Annotated in this window: 19 protein-coding genes; 9 read left to right on the forward strand and 10 right to left on the reverse strand. The window is 58.9% G+C overall.

Annotated features, from left to right (window positions below; translation table 11 throughout):
- Positions 1–153: 153 nt before the first annotated feature.
- The 6 genes from BJL95_RS02725 to BJL95_RS02750 all read left to right on the forward strand — a co-directional run bounded on the left by BJL95_RS02725 (position 154) and on the right by BJL95_RS02750 (position 6,315).
- Positions 154–837, forward strand: coding sequence for a hypothetical protein (locus BJL95_RS02725; RefSeq protein WP_071155272.1), 684 nt, complete (start codon positions 154–156; stop codon positions 835–837).
- Positions 830–2,419 (forward strand): glycoside hydrolase family 57 protein, encoded by a 1,590-nt coding sequence (locus BJL95_RS02730; protein WP_071155274.1) that lies wholly within the window; start codon positions 830–832, stop codon positions 2,417–2,419. The genes BJL95_RS02725 and BJL95_RS02730 overlap by 8 nt, the downstream gene beginning before the upstream one ends.
- Before the next feature lie 63 nt (positions 2,420–2,482).
- Positions 2,483–3,979 carry an endonuclease/exonuclease/phosphatase family protein gene (locus tag BJL95_RS02735; protein ID WP_071155276.1) on the forward strand — a complete coding sequence of 499 codons (1,497 nt, stop codon included), beginning with the start codon at positions 2,483–2,485 and terminating at the stop codon, positions 3,977–3,979.
- 36 nt (positions 3,980–4,015) lie between these two features.
- On the forward strand, positions 4,016–5,608 hold the full coding sequence (locus BJL95_RS02740) for a phosphatidylserine/phosphatidylglycerophosphate/cardiolipin synthase family protein (RefSeq protein ID WP_071155278.1): 1,593 nt from the start codon (positions 4,016–4,018) through the stop codon (positions 5,606–5,608).
- Positions 5,609–5,674: 66 nt separating this feature from the next.
- Positions 5,675–5,917, forward strand: a complete 243-nt coding sequence (locus BJL95_RS02745; protein ID WP_064031166.1) for an Arc family DNA-binding protein — start codon at positions 5,675–5,677, stop codon at positions 5,915–5,917.
- Positions 5,914–6,315: a type II toxin-antitoxin system VapC family toxin gene (locus BJL95_RS02750; RefSeq protein WP_071155280.1), complete on the forward strand. Its 402-nt coding sequence runs from the start codon at positions 5,914–5,916 to the stop codon at positions 6,313–6,315. The genes BJL95_RS02745 and BJL95_RS02750 overlap by 4 nt, the downstream gene beginning before the upstream one ends.
- A gap of 55 nt (positions 6,316–6,370) precedes the next feature.
- On the opposite strand, the gene BJL95_RS02755 is transcribed toward BJL95_RS02750, so the two are convergent.
- From BJL95_RS02755 to BJL95_RS02785, 7 genes are all read right to left on the reverse strand, one after another.
- Positions 6,371–7,825, reverse strand: coding sequence for an SUMF1/EgtB/PvdO family nonheme iron enzyme (locus BJL95_RS02755; RefSeq protein WP_071155282.1), 1,455 nt, complete (start codon positions 7,823–7,825; stop codon positions 6,371–6,373).
- Positions 7,825–8,772 carry a hypothetical protein gene (locus BJL95_RS02760; protein ID WP_139306100.1) on the reverse strand — a complete coding sequence of 316 codons (948 nt, stop codon included), beginning with the start codon at positions 8,770–8,772 and terminating at the stop codon, positions 7,825–7,827. The genes BJL95_RS02755 and BJL95_RS02760 overlap by 1 nt, the downstream gene beginning before the upstream one ends.
- A 108-nt stretch (positions 8,773–8,880) precedes the next feature.
- Positions 8,881–9,618 (reverse strand): hypothetical protein, encoded by a 738-nt coding sequence (locus BJL95_RS02765; protein WP_139306101.1) that lies wholly within the window; start codon positions 9,616–9,618, stop codon positions 8,881–8,883.
- 192 nt (positions 9,619–9,810) lie between these two features.
- On the reverse strand, positions 9,811–10,470 hold the full coding sequence (locus tag BJL95_RS02770) for an ABC transporter ATP-binding protein (RefSeq protein WP_071155288.1): 660 nt from the start codon (positions 10,468–10,470) through the stop codon (positions 9,811–9,813).
- Complete coding sequence (locus BJL95_RS02775) at positions 10,467–11,603, reverse strand: efflux RND transporter periplasmic adaptor subunit (protein ID WP_064031172.1); 1,137 nt, start codon at positions 11,601–11,603, stop codon at positions 10,467–10,469. Before BJL95_RS02775 ends, BJL95_RS02770 begins: the two co-directional genes overlap by 4 nt.
- Positions 11,604–11,695: 92 nt before the next feature.
- A complete protein-coding gene (locus tag BJL95_RS02780) occupies positions 11,696–13,372 on the reverse strand; it encodes a hypothetical protein (protein ID WP_071155290.1) in 1,677 nt (558 codons plus the stop codon).
- Positions 13,342–14,877, reverse strand: a complete 1,536-nt coding sequence (locus BJL95_RS02785) for a DUF1175 family protein (protein ID WP_071155315.1) — start codon at positions 14,875–14,877, stop codon at positions 13,342–13,344. The genes BJL95_RS02780 and BJL95_RS02785 overlap by 31 nt, the downstream gene beginning before the upstream one ends.
- A gap of 146 nt (positions 14,878–15,023) precedes the next feature.
- Here BJL95_RS02785 and BJL95_RS02790 point away from each other — a divergent pair, with 146 nt between their 5' ends.
- The 3 genes from BJL95_RS02790 (at position 15,024) to BJL95_RS02800 (ending at position 18,043) form a co-directional block, all read left to right on the forward strand.
- The gene (locus BJL95_RS02790) at positions 15,024–15,683 is read left to right on the forward strand and encodes a response regulator (protein WP_064031174.1); all 660 of its coding nucleotides are present in this window, start codon (positions 15,024–15,026) and stop codon (positions 15,681–15,683) included.
- Complete coding sequence (locus tag BJL95_RS02795; protein ID WP_071155292.1) at positions 15,683–17,080, forward strand: ATP-binding protein; 1,398 nt, start codon at positions 15,683–15,685, stop codon at positions 17,078–17,080. The genes BJL95_RS02790 and BJL95_RS02795 overlap by 1 nt, the downstream gene beginning before the upstream one ends.
- A gap of 618 nt (positions 17,081–17,698) precedes the next feature.
- Positions 17,699–18,043, forward strand: a complete 345-nt coding sequence (locus BJL95_RS02800; protein WP_302848337.1) for a TraK family protein — start codon at positions 17,699–17,701, stop codon at positions 18,041–18,043.
- Positions 18,044–18,244: 201 nt separating this feature from the next.
- On the opposite strand, the gene BJL95_RS02805 is transcribed toward BJL95_RS02800, so the two are convergent.
- The 3 genes from BJL95_RS02805 to BJL95_RS02815 form a co-directional block, all read right to left on the reverse strand.
- Positions 18,245–18,685, reverse strand: coding sequence for a hypothetical protein (locus BJL95_RS02805; RefSeq protein ID WP_071155296.1), 441 nt, complete (start codon positions 18,683–18,685; stop codon positions 18,245–18,247).
- Complete coding sequence (locus BJL95_RS02810; RefSeq protein ID WP_139306102.1) at positions 18,682–19,233, reverse strand: RHS repeat-associated core domain-containing protein; 552 nt, start codon at positions 19,231–19,233, stop codon at positions 18,682–18,684. The genes BJL95_RS02805 and BJL95_RS02810 overlap by 4 nt, the downstream gene beginning before the upstream one ends.
- Before the next feature lie 3 nt (positions 19,234–19,236).
- The coding region (locus tag BJL95_RS02815; protein ID WP_139306103.1) for an RHS repeat protein at positions 19,237–20,857 on the reverse strand (1,621 nt) is incomplete at its 5' end.

The following is a 20,857-nucleotide window of genomic DNA, read 5'->3' on the forward strand; positions in this document are numbered from 1 at the left end:
ATTCTACTGCAATTCGGGCGATCCGGCCTATGCCTTGCGTAAATAGGCGACAACGAGTAGAGTCTTCGCAATTTGCCGATTTTGCCAAATACCGCACAATTCACGCAGTTGACAGCGTGTCGAAATCAACAATCCGATTCCTTATCGTCGCCGATGGCTTTTTCGCAGTCACCTACTCCTAGTCGCGCCCCGCTATCGGCCGAAGAATTACGCGAAATCAGTCTATCCATCAGCCGCCAATTCGCGCCGCGCCGTTACGAATCCGGGGTTCGGCGCGCGCCGACCGGCGGATTCTCGCCCAGCGAATTGCTGGAAATCAGTCAACAAATCAGCCGCGAATACGCGCCGCGCGCGCGCGGCAGTCAAGCCAGCCTGCTGCTGTTGCCGATAGACCCCCGCCACCTGCATGCATTTTGGCAATTGGACGCTCCGCCGCCCGCGACTTTGCCGAACCAGCCGGAATCCAGCCCGCTGACGCTGCGCATCTTCCAGCAAGCCCCAGCAACAAACCCGGCCGCCGACTCGCCGGCCCCCCCGGCCAGCGCGCCGGTCTGGTTCGACGTGCCGGTAGCCGCCGACGCCTCGCGGCAACGCATCGTCCTGCCCGAATACCTCGGCGGCGGCGCGGCCCACTACCGGGCCGTACTCGGCCGCTTGACCGGCGACCGGCAATTCAGTCCGCTGGCGATTTCCAACGATGCCGCGACCGCCGCGTTACCCGACGGCAATCACGATCTGACGCCGAGCGTCGCGCAATTCATGTTGCCGCTGCAGCTCGCGGCTTCCTCAACCCTGGCCGCCGATCCCGCGGCTCCGACTTCAGACGCCGATGACTAAAGGCTATCTCGCCATCGTTTTGCACGCCCATCTGCCCTATGTGCATCACCCCGAACACGCCAGTTTCTTCGAGGAAAACTGGCTGTTCGAGGCGATCACCGAATGCTATCTGCCCTTGCTGGGGGTATTGGAGCGGCTGCATTACGACCGGATCGCCTACCGCTTGACCCTGTCGCTGTCGCCGACCTTGATCACGATGCTGGGCGACGCCTTGCTGCAAAACCGCTACTTGCACTATTTGCAAGGCCGGGTGGAACTGGCCGAGCGCGAGGTGGCCCGCACCCGCGGCCTGCCCCAGTTTCAGGCCTTGGCCGAGTTTTATCTGCGGCAATATCAAGATGCGTTGTACCGCTACCGCGAACGCTACCGTTGCGAATTGTTGCCGGCATTTCAGTTTCATCACGCCACCGGCAATCTGGAATTGACGACCACGGCTGCCACTCACGGCTTTCTGCCCTTGCTCAACGTCAGTCCGGCCGCTGTCCGCAATCAAATCGGCGTCGGCCTGCGCTGTTTCGAGTCGCGCTTCGGCTTTCGGCCGCGCGGCTTCTGGCTGCCGGAATGCGGCTATTATCCGGGCCTGGAAGACGAATTGGCCGCCGCCGGCATCGACCATTTCTTCGTCGACAGCCATGCACTGATGACCGCCGCCAATACGGCGGGCCTGGGCGTCTACGCGCCGCTGGATTGCGGAAACGGCGTCGCCGCCTTCGGTCGCGATCCGGCCTCGTCGCGCCAAGTGTGGAGCGCGGAGCAGGGTTATCCCGGCGATCCGGATTACCGCGAGTATTACCGGGACATCGGCTTCGACCTGCCGCTGGAGTACGTCGCGCCCTACATCCTGGACCGCGAAACCCGCGTCAACACCGGTATCAAGTATTACCGTATCACCGGACAGAACCAACCCAAGCAAGCCTATCAACCCGCTCAGGCCCACGCCAAGGCCAGACAGCACGCCGCCGACTTCGTGCGCCGCCGCCGCGAGCAAATCGCCGCGCTGGATGGCGAACTGTCGCAAGCGCCCATCATTGTCGCCCCCTACGACGCCGAGCTGTTCGGCCATTGGTGGTACGAGGGTCCGCTTTGGCTGGAACAGGTGTTACGGTTGGCGGCCGAATCGGATAGCGGCTTGACGACGGCCGCCTGCTCCGACTACCTTCAGCAACCGCTGCGCCACGGTATCGGCCGACCGGCCGCGTCGAGCTGGGGTGAACACGGCTATTCGAGCTATTGGCTGAACGAAAGCAACGACTGGATTTATCCGCTGCTGCACCGGGCCGCCGCCGAAATGGAAAAGCTCGCCAACGATCTGAACGGCCTCAAGATCACGCCGGCGCAAGAACGCGCGCTGAATCAGGCCGCCCGCTCGTTGCTGCTGGCGCAGGCCTCCGACTGGCCCTTCATCATGAAGGCCGGCACCACCGTCGATTACGCCAGAAAGCGGATCGCCGACCATCTGGCCCGCTTCAATTATCTGCACGACGCGATCCGCAAGAATCGCATCGACGAGCGATATTTGACAGCACTGGAGATCATGGACGATATTTTCCCCGACATAGACTTTCGCGATTACGCCGGCTAAGCCGGCATCGCGTCCCGGACCTCCGCGCCGGATTTCGCCAGCCCATCGCACCAGGAGCCCGGCATGGACCCGATACGCTTGCTTTACACCAGCAATACCGCCGGCGGCCGGGCAGGCGCGCGCCGTCAAACCTTAACCTTCCTGATCCTAGTCGCCGATCTGGACTACCGCAAAACCGTCGATGTGGTCTGGTGCGGCCGCGACGGCGTCTGGCAACGCCTGCCCGCGAGCTATCTGGCCAAAACGCCGGAAGGCGGCGAAGTTTGGCATGCGGTGGCGGAGTTCGGCGCCGAGGCAGGGTCGGCCTTACCGGGCGGGATCCGGTTCGCGCTGCACTACCGTTGGCCGGACGGCGAAGCCTGGGATAATAATCTAGGCCGCGACTATCAAACCCGCGCCGGCAGCGGCCATCATCTGGCCGACGATTTGGTCTTGCAAACCTTGACCTTGCCGACGGCCTTGGATCTGGAAACCGTCGAATGGCCTGTCGTGGTCGCGACCGACGCGACGCTGGACATCGATCATGTCAGCGTGCATTGGAGCGGCGACGGTTGGCGGCGCACCCGGCAAGCGCCGTGCAAGGCGGCCGGCCGCCGCCGCAAACCGGTCGCGGGACCCGCGACCGGCCTGAAGCCGGCCCGGCTTTGGCACACGCGCTTGCGGATCGGCGAAGCCTTTCGCATCGAATATTGCATCGCCGCCCACACCCGGTCCCGCAGCTACTGGGACAATCGCGCCGGCCAAAACTACCGGCTCAGCCGACCACCGCTACGGGTGCTGGTGTTGAATCTGCATTGTTATCAGGAAGACGATCAGGACCGCAAATTCAGCCAAATCGCCCGCGCCATCGACGACTGGCGGGCCGATTTGGTGTGCTTGCAGGAAGTCGCCGAGCATTGGAACAACGGCTACGGCGACTGGCCGTCCAACGCCGCCAACATCATTAACGCGCGACTATCTCGACCGTTTCACTTGCATTGCGATTGGTCGCATCTGGGTTTCGACCGCTACCGGGAAGGGGTCGCCATCCTCAGCCGCTATCCGCTGGAACGCCAGGAATCGCGCTACGTGTCCGACAGCAGCGATGTCTACAGCATACATTCTCGCAAAGTAGTCGCCGCCAACGTCACGCTGCCGCGCTTCGGCCGCATCGACGTATTCTCGGCGCATCTGAGCTGGTGGGAAGACGGGTTCGAAAGCCAATTCCGCCGTTTGGCGGCCTGGGCCGACGCCCGCCGCGACAGCGAGGTCTGCGGCACTCTGCTGTGCGGCGACTTCAACGTCGCGGCCGGCTCGATCGGCTACCGCTTGATCGTCGAAGGCAACCAATACCGCGATCAATATTTGGCGGCCAGCGCGCCCAATTTGTACCAACAAATCTACCGGGTCAACGATCCGCACTGGCATAACTACTTGGCGGAAGACTATCGAATCGATTACATTTTCATGAACAAGAGCGGCGCGCTTAAGGCCGTCGCCGCCAGGGCGGTCTTTACCGAACAGGACTACGGCAGGGTTTCCGATCATTGCGGTTATCTTTTCGAGTTCGAGCCCCGTTAACCCGTTTCATCGCTAGTTCGAGGTAGGCAATCACAGATGCAAGCAGCAGAACATTACGCTAGGCCGGTGTTCGGCAAACTGGGCGGTTACTTTCCGCGCGGCAACGATTTTCGGGAAAGCTTCGACATCCGCTGGGGCAAGCTCGATTTCGAGATGAATCACGGCGTCGCGGCCAATTTGAAAGTGATTTTGCGCGTGTACCGGGCCGAGATTTGCGAGACTTATATCGTCGATACCGACGCCTACGACATCGAATGGAACCGCCATAAACGCAGCACCCGCGACTTCTACGTGCTGCCCTACTCGCGCCAGTTCGGCAAGATTCACTGCATCAAGTTTGCGTTCATCGTCCATCTCGGCGAACATTCAATCGCCTCCCGCCAGGAATACATCTTCATGGACGGCCAGCAACCCAGCGATCCCGAACCGCAGCATCGCCACATCGGCGACCATTGGGCGACGCCCAACCATTATCGTGCCCACGAACTCGATCCCAAACAGTTACAAAGCGACGCCGACTGGTACGCCCAACGTTTCGACACACTCAATCTGACGCCGAAATTCACCAAGGGGCAACAGCACCACCCCTACCATCCCAAGCGCTACATCCACGACCACATCGACAAGACCATCGCCGCCAAGCATCATCAGCCGCGGCGGCTTTGCACGATCAAGGTCAGCGTCGATTGCATCGACGACCACGACTTCATCAATCACCTGATCCACGCCAGCCGCCAGGGCGTGCTGGTGCAATGCGTCGTCGATTGGCGCAAGATGACGCTGACCAACAGCGACAACTACGCGCGCCTGAAACGGGCCGGCATCGAATTGGTCGGGGTGTTCTGCACCCCCAAGCATCATCTGATCGAAGTCGAGCCGGACATGCACACCAAGTTCGTGATCTTCAACGACGAGGACTGCATCCTTGGCTCGTTCAACATCACCTTCGACCGCTGGTGGGCCAACTGGGAATCGGGGATGAGCTTTCATTCGCAGGGCGTGTGCCGGCTGCTGGACAACATCTTCCAAAGCCAGCGCGGCGGCGTCATCCAAAAATACGGCATCGACCCGCTCAGCCCGTTCAATCTGCTGTACACCTTCGGCCGGCAAACCATGGCCAACGGCAAGGTCTACCGGCCGCATCACGCGATACTCGCCGAAATCCACCGCGCCCGCCGCTCGATCAAAGTCTGTCTGTTTCTGATCGGCGACCTGCTCGGCGACCACCACGACAGCGTGGTGTCGGCGCTGATCCAGGCCCGCGATCGCGGCGTGGACGTGCAACTGTTGCTGAACGGTCATCTGGCCCGCCAAGGCAAGATCGGCGTCGAGCGGCCAATGCGCGACGAACTGGCCCGCCCGCTGTTGCCGGCCGTGCAACGCCTGAAGGACGCCGGCATCCGGGTCGGCTTGGTGTACGGCCAGGACGATCTACCGGTGCCCTACTCGCCGATACACAGCAAATACTGCGTCATCGACGACTACATCGTCATCGACGGCAGCTTCAACTGGTACAACACCTCGGTGTTCTCCCACGACCTGCTGGTGGTCGCCGCCAACCGCGACGTAGCCCAACCGTATTTGTTCGAATTCGAACAGATACAGAGGTTGTTCAGGGTGTTTTATTGACCGGGTGCTTGACAGGTGTTGATGAGGTTCCATAATGGAACCCATTTGATTTTCCAGGTGAGCATCATGGCAACCTTGACCCTAAAAAACATCCCCGACGATTTATACGAACAGCTCAAAACCGCCGCCAAATTGCACCATCGCAGCATTAACAGCGAAGTCATTTACTGCGTGGAGCGAGTCATCGATCCGCATCGGCTCAGTGTCGATCAGCATCTCGCTCAAGCCCGGCAATTGCGAGAGAAAACCACACACTACCTGTTAACCGACCAGGACATCGATCAGGCTAAATCCGCCGGCCGGCCATGATCGTTGTCGATACCAACACGATTGCCTACCTGTATCTGAACAGTGAAAAATCCGCGCAAGCCGAACGCCTGTTACAGCACGAACCGCATTGGCTGGCGCCCACTCTGTGGAAAAGCGAATTTCGCAACGTCCTGGCCCTGTATCTGCGCAAAAACCTGCTGACCTTGGACGACGCCTTGCGCATCGTTCGCCAGGCTGAAACCTTGCTGCAGCAAAACGAATACGAAGTCTCATCCGCCCAGGTTTTGCAATTAGTGGCCGGCAGCGATTGCTCGGCTTACGATTGCGAATTCGTGGCGCTGGCCAAATTGCGGCATATTCCGCTGATTACCGCCGACCGCAAAGTACTGCAGGCGTTTCCGGGGATTGCCCGGTCGATTGAGGATTTTCTGGGATAAGGACGCCGGAAAAAATCGCGCGAGAGCAAAGGGTAAAAGCACAAAGGGCCAAGGGTTAGTCCTGGGCAAGACGGAAGCCGAGGTTGAAGTCCCGGTTGACCGGATTGTACCCGCCGCGGTAGGCCGAGCGGAGGTCCACCGGTCCGTTATCCCAGGAACCGCCGCGGATCGCCCGCAGGCCTGCGCTGGAGCAACGTTTCTCGCTGCCATCATAGCCGTTCTCGGTATAGGCGCTGCAAGTCCATTCCCAGACGTTACCGCTGATGTCGTGTAGCCCAAAACCGTTGGAAAGAAATTGGCCGCGCGGCGCGGTATAGACGTAGCCATCGCTACAATTAACTACCATCCAATCTTTATAAGTCTGCCGCGCGGCCTGGTCGGCCACGTTGCCAACCCGGCAGACAGCGTCTGCGGCCTTACCCCACGGATAAGTCGTGCTGGCGCCGGCACGCGCCGCATATTCCCACTCGGCCTCGGTCGGCAAACGGTAAGTGAATCCGGTTTGCTGATTTAACCAGCGGATGTAAGCCTGAGCGTCGTCATGGCTGACGCACACCACCGGATGATCGCCGCTTTGCTCGAAACTCGGAGGATTGCGCCAACTGCTGCCGGCTTTAATCACCAATTGCTTGCCGTCCCAGATACCGCACTCGCCGCTTACATGGCCCGTCGCCTCGACAAACGCCTCGAACTCAGCCCGGCTGACTTCGTATTTCGCCAATCGGAAAGCGTCAACATGAACCTTGTGTCTAGGTTTTTCGTCTTTATCAGCATTCGGCTCGTTGTCGGCGGAGCCCATCCAGAAATCCCCGGCCGGGATATTGACCATATCGGGGCAGAGGCGGCAGGGTTCGGGGCTGGTGGCCGGCATAGTAACTGGCAAATGCGCACTACTGCCAACGACGACACCCCAATTTTCCAAAGTGGTTTTGACGATGCTGATCGGCACGGCTTTGCCGAAAGTCTTTTCACCGGACTGTTTCATCACGACGCCTGCCACTTGGCGGTTATACAGCACTGGACCGCCGGAGTTGCCCTCCTCGATAATCGCCGACATTGTCATATCCTTGTTATTAGGCGTGCCGACTTGACCTACTACCGGCATCCAAGCGCCGCCGCCCAGCGGAAAACCGATCAACACAATAGACTCGTCGGGGCGGACGTTATCGGCTGCTAACGGCAGCGCAACCAGTCCGGAAGGCAGGTTCCCGTTGATTTTGACCAAGGCCAAGCCGCGTGGGTCGCCGCCTTCCAAGTGGATCACTTGCCCTCGCAGCGGATCGTTTTGGCGTTGATATAAAGTCAAGGCAGGATTTTGTTCGCCTTCCACTACATGGGAGGCCGTCACGACGTAAGCGTTGTTACCGTCGATTTGCACGACAAATCCGGTACCAATCCGGCCGTCCGTGGTGGTCACTTTAACGATGCCGGCCCTTAAGGCATCGTAGTTTTCCGCCCACGCTGAACCTGCGATTAACCAACCGACCCACACCAGCCAAGCCCAGCGCATCACGATTTACTCTCCTCTTTGTGTAATTTGTAGGCACCCAGCGCCAGGCTGGCTACCCAGACTACGATGGCGAAAATAATCTTCGCCAAATCGTTGGCCCATAAGGCTTCCAAAGCGTTGATGCGATAATCGTCCCGGCCTAGCTTTAGTTCGGCGGCGCTGCCCGTGATCGTCAGCATCCAGCCATCGCCTTTTTCGTTCAAATGCAGTCCGCTCAGTTGCAGCGGATTGTCACGGTCTGATTGTATTTCACAGTTACTGGGTGCGGGTAAGGTTAGTTCCTTACGTTCCGGAAAATCCGGATAACGCAGTTTCAGCTCGCCGCGCAAGCTACACACGGCCGCGCCGTCGCGAGTTTGTTCTTTAAAAGCCAACTGACCGACCGGCAATGCGTGCGGCAGCAATAAGACCGTTTCCGCACGAACGGTTAGGGTTCCGCCGGCTTTAACGCCCAGCTCGAAAGGCTGGCTGGGAGGCGAGTTGAGTTGTAAATTCAAGTCGTCCAGCCGGGGTTTATCCAGGGCAGTTCGGTGCAGATGGTGTCCTTGGATTTGGCTTTGGCCGATTGGCACGATCAACAGGGTTTGCGGCTTATCCAGCCAGCGTAGCGTAAATTGCCGATTCCCGATGGCTTCCAAGCGTAGTTCGGTTTCTGGGGCTAGTTTAACTTCACTAAGCCATCCGGCCGTGGTGATATGCAGTTCGGCGAGTGGCGATTCGGCTCCCAGCCAATTCCGCATTTCACTGGTGGCGCTAACTGGCTGACTGTTTTCGCTAAGCGACCAATCACCCGGCACACCCAGTTTCTGCAAGCCCTGAATATCTAACGCGGCAAACTTTAACGCGCCATTCCATAACATACTCGTCGCGTCGGCTGCCGGGCTGAACTGGACTGACTGAGCTTGCGCCTGAATCGCTACCTGAGTGGAAATGGGCCAAAATGCCAAGACCAACGCGATTGAGCCAAAGACAACACTGGGTACTACAATCCAGGCTAAGACAATCCGGTTTTTCCTGGAAAGCCAGCCGACCAAAGCGTTTTTAGGCATCGGCGATCAGAGTGGTTTGGCTGGGTGGAAAAACCTAACCGACTGATAGACGGGAGAATTACTGGCAAGGTCGTAACCGGTCAATTCAACTTGATAATCGCCCGAGGCCAGTTTATTGGCAGGCACCACCACCTCGAAAACGCCGGTTTTATTACCCAGTTCCTTGGGGAATACCGTTTGGCCGTCAGCCAGCGACTTGACCTTTAGCTTGACTTTGGCATTGGCGCGTAATTTGTAGGTAAAAACGTAAGCGGACAATTCGTTTGGCGGCTGATTTTGATACAAAATCGCCGGGGCAATGCGGTCCGGCGCCGCACTATCGACGCTTGGGCAGTCTTGCAGCCGCACCAACACACCTAAATCGGTTACTTTGAGTTGCAAGGGTTTGATGACAGTCGCGGTCGGCCAGGAGAAGGTATTGAATTCACCGGGTTGCCAGGATTGTTGAACTTGGTCCAGCCAATAAAACTTGCGGTTGTCCTTTTCCCTGGCGACCAAACAGACCGGGGTATTTTCCTGCAAATAAAAGCGCGCCTGCATGTGGTCGGCAAGGCTGCCGGCGGGTTCTTGGTAATCGGCTAGCACTGAAATCAGCTCGATGCCGACACTGGTCACCGGTTTGTCGCGCCGACCTTCGGCATAGTGGCCGCGCTTTTGGTAGCCAAGGTCGGCGTCGGCCAACGAGGTGGGTTGGTGGAACAGCACGCACACGAATAGGATTGCCCTGATCTCTAATGAATTCACGCTGATTTGCATGCGCCTGCCCCCCCCTGTAAAACGTTGTGATTATTGTTAGACGACTTTTAAACGAGAAATCGGAACGTTGTCAATGCATTAGAACACTGTTAGCAGCCTGATTCATCCGGCGGTGAACCGGAAGTGCCGCCAGTCCGGACAAGGCCTGATGTATTGGAAATTTGCCACGCGCCATCGAACTCAAACCAACGCCCCATCCACTATCCTGACTTGCCTTCCGGCCCGCGCGCCCAGATTGGGATCGTGGGTGATGACGACCAGCGTGACGCCCTGCCGATTCAGGTTTTCCAGCAGTTCGACGATTTCCAGGCCGGACTGGCTGTCCAGGTTGCCGGTCGGCTCGTCGGCCAACAGAATAGCCGGGCGCATGATCATGGCTCTGGCGATGGCGATACGCTGCAACTGGCCGCCGGATAACTGGTTGGGCTTGTGCGCGGCACGGTCGGCCAAACTCACCGAGGCCAGCGCCTCGCCGACCCGTTCCCGGCGTTGCTTGGCCGGAATGCCGGCCAGGATCATCGGCATTTCGACATTTTCGGCGGCGGTCAGGCGCGGGATCAGATGAAAAAACTGAAATACGAAGCCGATGTTATCGCGCCGGGTTCGCGCCAGTTCGTCATCGCTGAGTTGGGTGACATCCCGGCCGTTCAGCCAGTAGCTTCCGGCGCTGGGCTGATCCAGCAGGGCAATAATGTTCAGCAAGGTCGATTTGCCGGAGCCGGACGGCCCCATCACCGACAAGTAATCGCCGCGCGCCACGTGCAAATCGATGCCGCGCAAGGCTTGCACGGTTTGTTCGCCGACCTGGAATTGCCGGCCGATGCCGCTCAGCCGTATCACTCGACGACCTTGACCCGCGCGCCGGCCTTAACGCCTTCCTTGCCGAGCGACACGACTACTCGCTCGCCGGCTTGCAGGCCATCCAGCACTTCGGTATAGCTCCAGTTGGACAAACCGGGTTTGAAGCCGCGCTCGCGCAAGATGCCGTCGGCATCTATCGTCAACACCCGGTTATTTTCCAGAATGGCTTCGGCCGGCAGGCGTAGCGCGCTTTCCTTACGGTTCAGCAACACCTCGATATCGGCGCTGTAGCCGGGCATCAGTTCGGCCAGATCTTTCGGGTCTTTCATGGTGACTTCGACTTCGACGGTGCGGGCTTGCTTTTCCTTTTCCAACACATAGGGCGCGATGCGGCTGACCACGCCCGAGCAGCGCTTGTCCGGAAACGCGTCCAGCGATACGCAGGCGGTCATGCCGGTTTTCAGCGCGGCGGCATCGACCTCGTCGATCGGCGCCGACACGATCAAACAACTCAAGTCCAGCAAATCGATCGGCGGCAAGGTTGGAATGCCCGGCGGCGACGGCGTGACGAACTCGCCGAGTTCGGCATTGACTTCGGCGACGGTGCCATCGAACGGCGCCTTGACCAAGGTGCGTTGGATGGCTGCCTCGGCGACGCCGAGCTGGGCTTGCGCCACATCGACCGCCCGTTGCGCGGCCAGGCAGGCGGCGCGCTGGGCTTTACCGCCAGTCACCGATTTGTCGACTTGTTCCTCAGAAACAATTTGGTCGCGCCGCCCCAAGCGGCTGATCCGGGCCGCTTCGCGCTCGGCGCCGCCGGCCAGTTGGCAGGCTTGCTCGGCGGCGGCAAGGTTGGCAGCGATTTGGGCCTGCTGCAACGCGGCCTGGGCGTGTAAATCCTGATTCCAAACTTCCAGCAACACCTGGCCTTGTTGGACTTTGTCGCCTTCCCGCACGTGCAGCTTGGCGACCTGACCGCCGGTGGCCGGCGCCAGATAGGCGCGCCGGCAGGCCTTGACGGTGCCGACCCGAGTGTTGGCGACCGTGGCGCGCACCTCGCCCTCGGCCAATGTATAGACTTCGACATCGATCGGTGCCGGCTCGCGGTTGGCCAGCCAAATCGCGCCAGCCACGGCCAGCAAGGTCGCGGCGATGGGAATTTTGTATTTCATGTTTAAGAACCGCTGGGAAATAGCCGTCTAGCCTACCTCGGCACGGACTATTTGCCCAGCGCCAAGACTAAGCAACCGACTGAGCCGGCGGCTCACTGGGCCAGCAAACGCCCGGCCAGGCGGGCGCCGGTGGTATCGGCGCGCCCGGCGTAGCTGAAAATGGGCAACCCGGCGAACAGTTTATCGCCGTCGCGGCGCATCGCGGCCTTGGCGTTGGTGTAATCCTGCTGCCAGCGCGGCGCGAATTCGTTGCTGTCCTGGGCGGTCTCGCCGGCACCGCCGGCCAGAAACAGTTCGCGAAGGCCGGCGCCGGGATTGACGAAGGCCGCCAGTTGCGCGGCTTGCCAGCGCGACTTTTCGGCGCCGCGCTGCCAATCCAACGGACTGAGCGATTGCCGGGCGCAAGCGTCCTTCATCCGCGTCAACAGGCTTTCCGAGCTGGCGGCCAAAAACAGACTACCGCCGGCGCATTCGGCGCCGAGATCGGGATTTTTCAGATATTGGACGTAGGCGGCGCTGGCTTGCGGTTGGCCCGGATTGGCGACAATCACGCCGACCGCGCCGGCCGGACTATCAGCATTGAAGTCCCAGATCAGCGCGATGCCGGCCGGCTCGGGACTTGGCGGCGCCGTTGCCGGCCCGTCGGTCGCCAAGCCGCGCCAGTCGTCCAGCGTCCAGGTCGGCGGCAGCGCCAAGCTGGCGGCGACACCGGCAAAAGCGTCGTGCGGAATGCTGGCCAGCACGCCTTCGAACAATTGGCCGTGCAAGCGGGTTTGCCAAAGCGCCGGCGGCAATTGCAACACGCCGAGTTCGCCTTCGGTCAGCGCGAAATCCCAACGCAACGGATATTCGGCCGCGCCGACGAACACCGGCAGCAAATGCCCGACGAAGGCTTCGGCGCGCAGGGTTAGGCTCAACGGCGCGGCGCCGGCTTGGGTTTGCGGCGCGACGCTATCGATCACGTTCAGCAGAGCTTCCAAGCCTTGCGCGAGATACACCCTGCCCTGATATTCGGTAAAAAACAGCTTTTGTGGGCCAATCCGGGTTTCCAAGATAGGCTGGGGCAACTTGCCGACCCGATAGCCGCTGGCCGCCAACAAGCCGGCCAGCGCCGGCATGGCCCGGTCGCTGTAGCGGCTGGCGCTACGCCGATAACTCAGCACCCAGCCCTGGCTGGCGTGAGCCATGTCGTAATGCAATTCGGCGTCGGCGCCGAGCGCGTCGCGTAGCAGTTGTTGCAGAAACTCGCCTTGCAAGCCATCCAGATTGAGTTGCTCGGCCCGCACCTTCAAGCTTTGCAGCAATCCGAAAAACAAGCCGTGCACGAAGCGGTCGTCGGCCAAGGCTTGCAGTCGCGGCTGGCGGTCCCACCAATTCAAGAAGGCCGCGCCGTCGTTGAAATGCAGGCTTAGCGCCACCGGATGTTTCTTGACGTACCAAGCGGCCCGACGCGGACAATCGCCGGCGCGCGGCACGCTGGCATCGACGGCGGTCGCAGAGGCGATATCGCCGCCGCTCAAGGCCGGACAATGTTCGTCGCCCTCCGGCGCCGGCTCGCCGTTGGCCACCCGCGAGCCTTCCGCCGCCAACACGGTGCCGTCGGCGTCGGTCAATTGCACGGCCAAATCCAGCATCGGCAGTCCGGCCCTGGTCAATTGCCCCAGCGGTTTCTCGGTCAACTGCCGATAAGCGACGACGCCGGCCGTCACGACCAGGGCCGCGGCGGCGGCCATCGCGGTCAGGCGTTTTGCGGGCGTAAGCGGTTCCATTCGTACACTCCTAGAAAATACGGATTTTCCGGCCGGGGTATCCAGACCGGATCGGGCGATTCCAACAATTCGGCGATTCTGACCACCCGCACCTGCCCGTCGGCCCCCAGGGCGCCGTTATGGTAGACGGCCAGATTCTCGGCGCGGCCGGCGGCAAACAGCATCAAATGATAGGGCTCATCGTTAATCAAGGGCTTTTGATAGACCAGTAAATCGCCGTTTCGCGCCGCCGCCAGGTCGCGGGATTTCAGCCGGAAGTTGTAGCCGATCAACGTCTCGGCGTCGGCGAAATGGCCGTAGCGCGGCAAACCGTTCCCGATGCCGGTTTGCCAGATTTGCGGATAAGCCGGCAGCACCTGCCTGGCCTGCTCCGATACCGGCGGTAAATTCAGCTTGGCCGGCACGCCCAATTTGGCGGTGCGAGCGGCGTCGCGCGGTTCCAGCGCGGTGCGGTAGGCAAAGCGCACCAGGCCGGCGCAATCGCGTTGCTTGGTTTCCCACAGGGGGCTGAATTTGCGGGCTTGCAGCAGAGCCACGTCGGTAACGACCTGACGCAGCGCCTGTTCGTCTTGCGGCGGCAGGAAACCCAGCTCCGCGCCGCCACCGTCCTCGCCTTCGCGTTTGGGTTCGTGCTTGATGTAGTCGCGCACCTCGGCGGGCATATCGCGCTCGGCGTCCTGGCCCGGCACGTAGATTTTCGCCGGCCGGCGATTGCCTTGAATCACCACGTAGGCCAGGGTTTGGGTTTCGCCGGGCCGGGCCAGCGGCTTTTGCACCCGGCGCCGGCTTTCGCTGGGCAAACCTTCGTCGAGAATAATGTCCAAATTCGCCAGGGTATGCTGCACCGCACCGCCCGGCCAGTAATTGGTGTCGATGCGGAACACCCCGACCGGCGGGGCCGGATGGACGTACAGATAAGGCCCGTAACCGGCCTGGTCGAAATTGTCGCCATTCTGGTTCAGAAAGAAGATACCGCCGCTGGTCGAATTGGTATCGGCCCAATAAACGTGGGTATTGTCGGGCTCGTAGATATGTAAATCGGTGTAAACGCCGTCGCTGTCGCTGGTCAGCACCACTTTCAACGGAATCGGCGCGATCACCGCGTCCACCGTCGTCGAGGCTTTAGCAACGCCGGCGGCGTTAGCGCATTCGGCGATCACGGTGTTCTTGCCCTTGGCGGCCGGGAAGGCACGGGCGAAACCGCCGTTGACGTTGCGCACGTAGTAGCGCACGCCGTTGATGTTGACCACCACCGGGTCGGCGGCCGGATCGGAACAAGTGCCTTCCACCTTGATCTGCAAGCCGCTGGTCCAACCGCCGACCGGTTGGCTCAACGTCAGCGTCGGCGGCTGGTTGGCATCGGTCGGCAAGGGCCGTTGCTGGCCGCGCCGGGCCAGAATGTCGGAATCGTCGCTGGGCGTGGCTTGCGCGGCGGCGGCAAACGCCAGCGCTAGCCATGGCGTCCCCCAGCGGCGCCGGCCTTTGAACCTAGAAATGTGCCGCATATTAGCCTCCGGCCGGAATTGATCTAAACGTTCGAAATGTAGCAACGATTCGGTCTAACGGCAAATCCAAGCTTGAGACCGGCAAATCCGCCGTTGCAATTCCTTGCTACAATGCCGGCCGAATTGTGCAACCGGTTGGGAACATCATGCGCTTATTATTGGTGGAAGACGATGCAATTTTGGGCGACGGTATCAAAGCCGGCCTGACCTTGGAAGGCTACGCGGTCGATTGGCTGACCGACGGTGCCCAGGCAGACGAAGCCTTGAAATTGAACCGCTACGACTTGGTGGTCCTCGACCTGAACCTGCCGCGCATGGACGGCATGACCGTGCTGAAGAATCTGCGCCGCCGCAAGGACAGCACGCCGGTGCTGCTGTTGACCGCCCGCGACGGCGTGGCCGAGCGGGTGGCCGGACTGGACAACGGCGCGGACGACTACGTCGCCAAGCCTTTCGATCTGGCCGAAATCTGCGCCCGGTTGCGCGCCCTCGCCCGCCGCCACGAAGGCCATGCCCAGCCGCTGATCGAGCACAAGGGCGTGACGATAGACCCGGCCGCCCATCAGGTGTATTACCTGGACAAGCCGGTGGACTTGTCGCAAAAGGAATTCGAAGTGCTCAGCTATCTGTTGGGCCATCTCGGCCAGGTGATTTCCCGCGCCCGCCTGGAAGAAGCACTGTACGCCTGGGGCTCGGAAGTCGAGAGCAACGCGGTCGAAGTTCACATTCACCATTTGCGTAAAAAGCTGGACGCCGGCCTGATCCGCACGATACGCGGCGTCGGTTACATCGTCGACCACGACTGATGACCAAACCCTGGCGGCTGGCGCCCCGCTCGCTGAAAAAGCAACTGCTGTTCTCGCTGTTGTCGGCACTGTTGCTGGGTTGGAGCGTCAGCGCCTATCTGAATTACCAACGCACCCGCGACGAAATCGCCGAATTGTTCAACGCCGAGCTGGCGCAATCGGCGCGGGTGGTGCAGGCCTTTGTCGACAACATGCTGCGGCTGCGCGCGTTGACCAAACTGTGGGAGCGCGAGAAAACCCCGGAATTGTTCGACACCCCTATCCTCGGCCACAAATACGAACGCAAGATTGCCTTCCAACTGCGTTCGATCAAGGACGGTCTGGTATTGCGCTCGGAAAGCGCGCCGGAATTCGCGCTGTCGCTGACCCGCAACGGCTACAGCGAAACGGTACTGGACGGCCAGCTCTGGCACGTGTTCAGTTTGAGCAGCGAGAACGGCGATTACGTGATCCACGTCGGCCAGCGCGACGACATCCGCCGGCAACTGGTCGAAAGCATCGCCGGCCAGCAAATCATCGGCGTGCTGATTGCTCTGCCGGTACTGGGCTTGGTGATTTGGCTGATCGTCAGCCGCACCTTGCGGCCGATCAACCGGCTGAAGGACGAACTGGCCAGCCGCGAGGCCGACTTCCTGCAACCGCTGGCCTTGGACGCCTTGCCCGAGGAAATGCTGCCGGTGGTCAATCAGCTCAACGCCTTGCTGGCGATGCTGGAACAGGCCTTCGTCAACGAACGCAATTTCACCTCCGATGCTTCGCACGAACTGCGCACGCCGTTGGCCGGCCTGCAAACCCAACTGCAAGTGGCGCAAAAAGCTGTCGATCCGGCCATGCGCGACCAAGCCATCGCCAAGGCGCAACAGGCCGTGCTGCGGATGACGCATTTGGTTCAGCAATTGTTGACGCTGGCGCGGGTGCAACACCATAACGCCGGGATCGATTTGCAAAGCGTGGACATTCATCAAGTGCTGGCCGACACGCTGGCCGATCTGGAACCGTTGGCCCGCACCAAGCAAATCGATCTGGAATTGCGCGGCGACGCCAAATTGGCGGTCGCGGCCAATCCGCAATTGTTGCAAATCCTGCTGCGCAATCTGCTGGACAACGCCATCAAATACACCCCGGCCGGCGGCGCGGTGCTGGCGTCCTGCCGGCTCGAAGCCGGCCGAGTCGCGGTCTGCGTCGACGACACCGGCCCCGGCGTCGCCGACGCCGAACTGGCGCGCCTGACCCAGCGTTTCTACCGCTGCGTCGAAACCGCCCAATCCGCCGAAGGCAGCGGCCTGGGCCTGTCCATCGCCCAACGCATCGTCGCGCTGCACAGCGCCGACATCGCTTTCGGCCGCTCGCCGATGGGCGGCTTGCAGGCGCGGTTGGTACTGAATCGGATCGTTTAAGGTATTCCGGACGACTAGGCTATTCGTTGACCGCAATCCTGGGCAGGCCGCGTAGAACACCGCGAACGACTAACCGGAAATCGCCGTACGTTCCGGTTTGGAGCGATAGAGGAAATTGGCGGGGAGTGATCGTTGTTGTCTATCGTTTGAATTGATTCAATGGCGACAATCGGCCCTTAGCAACCAAACAACCTATTCAGTAAATAATGGTCGCGATACTTCAGTTAGCTGCCATTCACTTCAGTGTTTTCATCAAATTGGAGACTCCAAGATCCCGTCCTGTATTATTGGCATGTGGAATATAAAGGGTAAACAAGTCGAAATTTCAGCAGGGAATATATTCTCAATCTTAACTTTACAGGTTGTTGCGACCATCACTCGATACGCGGCGTGACACAAATTGGCGAAAGATCTACGGGTCAAGCGACCCAGCACATCGTAACTGAAAGTTTTTCTACTGGTATCAACGGTACGTTTCACGACGTCGTACTTATACCCAATGGCGACGCAGTTGTAAGGGCCGCCAACTTAGCTCAGTTTTAGTGCCGGTAAGACATACGGCGCAATACGGCTTCGCCTATTGACACCCTACCGATTGCGACTTACGGCCTTGAACGCATTGCCCAAAGGCAACTTGAGTTAAATAAGAAGACCGGTTCCGGCAATCGGGCGATTTTTTTAACGCTGCGGGCGGAGATTAAGGAGGCTTTGGATGATGGTTGGGCGGTGGTGCAGATTTATCGAACCTTGCACGAGGAAGGCAAGATCGACTTTAGCTATCAGGCGTTCAGGCTGTATGTGAACAAGTTGATTTTAAATCCGGGGCAGACTCACCGGAAGCCCAAGGATAATAAGCCGAAGCAGCAGGACGGAATGCCGGAACCCGCCACCGCCAAGCAAGAGGCGGACAAGCCGAAGGGATTTGTCTGGAATCCGAACTACAGCAAGGAAGATTTGTTTTGAGGCCAGTGCCGCCGAGGGTTGATCTCGGCGGTTTTGGGTTTAAACCAATTTGGCGGAACCAGTGGGAGGTTCCGCCTTGGAGTGTCTAAAAAGGCATCATACGCGACCGATGCGCCTAACGGCGGCATCCTATCGGCGCACGTTATCGGCGTTTAAAAGCTGGGTTTCATTTCATTCAGCCTACGGCCCTCGTGTGACCCGTTACGAGTTGCCGAAGTGAACAAGCAAAATTCCTTGAAGGTCATGCAGAAAAATTATTGCACTTGCAGATACAAACTTACTTGTCTGTTGGCTGAGAAAATTTGCGACATCAATGCTCAATTTTTGCAGCCGCTCCGGCACATCTGAGCTGCTAATTTGATAGTGCCTAAATACAGGGCTCGGTATGCTAGCAATATCACTAAATACGACCACAACGCTTTCACCTTTGCGAGCAATTTTGAAGTACTTGACGCAATTTGAATCGGACAAACTGAATGCATCTAAAGATTTCGTAAAAAAATTGTCCTTAAATAAATAGGTAGCACCTGATCCCATTGCTACATCTCTGAAGACTGACATTAGCAACTCATCAGTTAACTCCGCGTCATAAGCGCTGTTTAACGTCAGTTCCTGAATTTCAATTCTTATAGGTACCGTCACTGGTTACTCTCCGCTCCAAAAAACGCTGCGCCAAAACCATATGTAGCGCCGCCAAAATTCTTTAAATCGTTAGCACCAACGCCTCTACGAACATTTGCAGCAAAATTTTTGTACCGGCTACTGACTTGGTAAGGTAGATGGTGTTTACCCATTCCAGGACCGTTGCCAAAATGAAAGTGAGGCATTTTTCTGCCACCAGCGAACCATTGCCCTCCTTGCTTCCATGCCCCCATCTCGGCCCTAAAGCCTGCTTGGCCTAAACCAACGCCCCCCATTGCTAGGCCATAACCTACCCCTGTCCATTGGCCGACTGCGTAGGCACTTGAGCATTTATCGACTGAGCCATTCCACCCTGCCTGATCTCTAATCCAGTTAGTTGCATTGAACGACATGGTGTCGCCAAATCCAGAGACCCCATCAACTATATCTTGATCAATCGGATCTCCCCATGCCCACAAACCATAAGGGTCGTAATACATGATTGGGTTATTTAAAGCATAGGTGTAAACATTTATACCCCCATTCTCTTCAATCGGGTCCCTCGACACCCATCACCCGACATTGGGATCATAAGCGCGGTAATTGGTTAGATGCAACCCAACACCCTGGATGTTAAACATCCCGGCATACAGAAAATCCGGTGTGATCGCCGCCGCCCGTTGGATCGGCTTGCCGTAGGCATCGTAATCGAACGAAGCGACCGTCGCCCCGGTATTCATCAACTGCACGTCACGCACCGAGCCTAAATGGTCTCGGGCATAATAAAGCCGCACATTGCCCGCAGTTCTGACCTCCCCTTCGGGATAATAACGCCGTGCCACCGAGTCCGTGGCTGAGCGGGCTTGACACAGAGTGTCGCCGCACCACAGATAGCGCATAACCGATGGCGCCATCACACCGTTACTGGATGTGATCGAAATCCGCCGGTCCAAACCGTCGTACGCGAACTGGTAATAGAAGCCCGGTTGTCCGGTCAACGCGACTTTGACCAGACGATTTTCCGCATCCCAGGCATAGTTACGCACGCCGTCGTTGGTGAGGTTGCCGTTGGCGTCGTAGGTATTGCTTTGGGTGTTGACGGCAGTGGCTTGATTCAAGCCATTGACCGCGATCGAGTTATTGCCTTTCGGCGTGTCAATGCCGGTCAGGTTGTCGCCAGCGTCATAGGCGTAGCGGTATTGATCGCCGCTGGAGACATCCACCGAGGTCAGTCGGTCTGCATCGTCATAGCCATAGGTATAGTCTTTGGCGGCCCAGTTTCCGCTTAAGGTCGTGGTTTCGTTGATTTGGCTGATCCGATTTTCCGGCGTGGTGACATAGCCGTAGCTACGCGCGGCGCCGATATGTTGGATGCCCAATAAACGCCGGTCGTTCTGGTTGTCATCGTACTCCAAAGTCGCGCCAACCTTGCCGGTGCTGTCTTGCAGAGCGGTCAATTGACCGGTTTCGCCGAGATAGGTTTGGGCAAAATTACCCAACGGGTTGTTGTGATTGATCAAACGGCCCAGCGCATCGTAACCGAACGTTTCGCTACTGGCATCCACGGTACGTTTCACTATCCGGCCCAATTCGTCGTACTGGTAAGCGAGGGTGTCGTTGTTAAAAGGACCGTCTGTTTGGCTCAGTTTTAGTGCGCCTAATTGGCCAATAGCCCGATATTGGTACTGCGTGGTGCCGGTGCCGTCGGTCATCGACGCCACTCTAGGGAACCAAGGATCGTAGCTAAAACTGACGTTCGGCGTGGTATTGACTGCATTGCTGTAAGTCAGCGCCGTCGGTTTATCGTCCTTGGCATAGGTGAAGGTTTTCTTTTGACCCAGCGCGTCAGTCACCGATTTGAGTCGGCTAGTCGTCGCTTCATAGGCAAACGTGGTTTGTTTGCCGTCGGCATAGGTTTTAGCCGTGACCCGACTTTGAATGTCGCGGCTCCAGCTGGTGACGTTGCCGTTGCCGTCGGTCAGGCTTTTTAAGGTTTGATTAGGGAAGTAGCCATACTGCGTTTGATGTCCTAACGGATCGGTTTCGGCAACCAAATTGCGCACCGCATCGTAGCTGTAATGCGTGACGCGGCCTTCGCGGTCGGTCACCGACACCTTGTCGAGCTTGTCCCAGGTGGTGGTTTGCGTGGTGCCGTCCGGATAGGTGATTTTAACCAGGCGGTCGAAGTCGTCG

This window comes from Methylomonas sp. LWB (genome assembly GCF_001856095.1).
GTDB lineage: Bacteria > Pseudomonadota > Gammaproteobacteria > Methylococcales > Methylomonadaceae > Methylomonas > Methylomonas koyamae_A.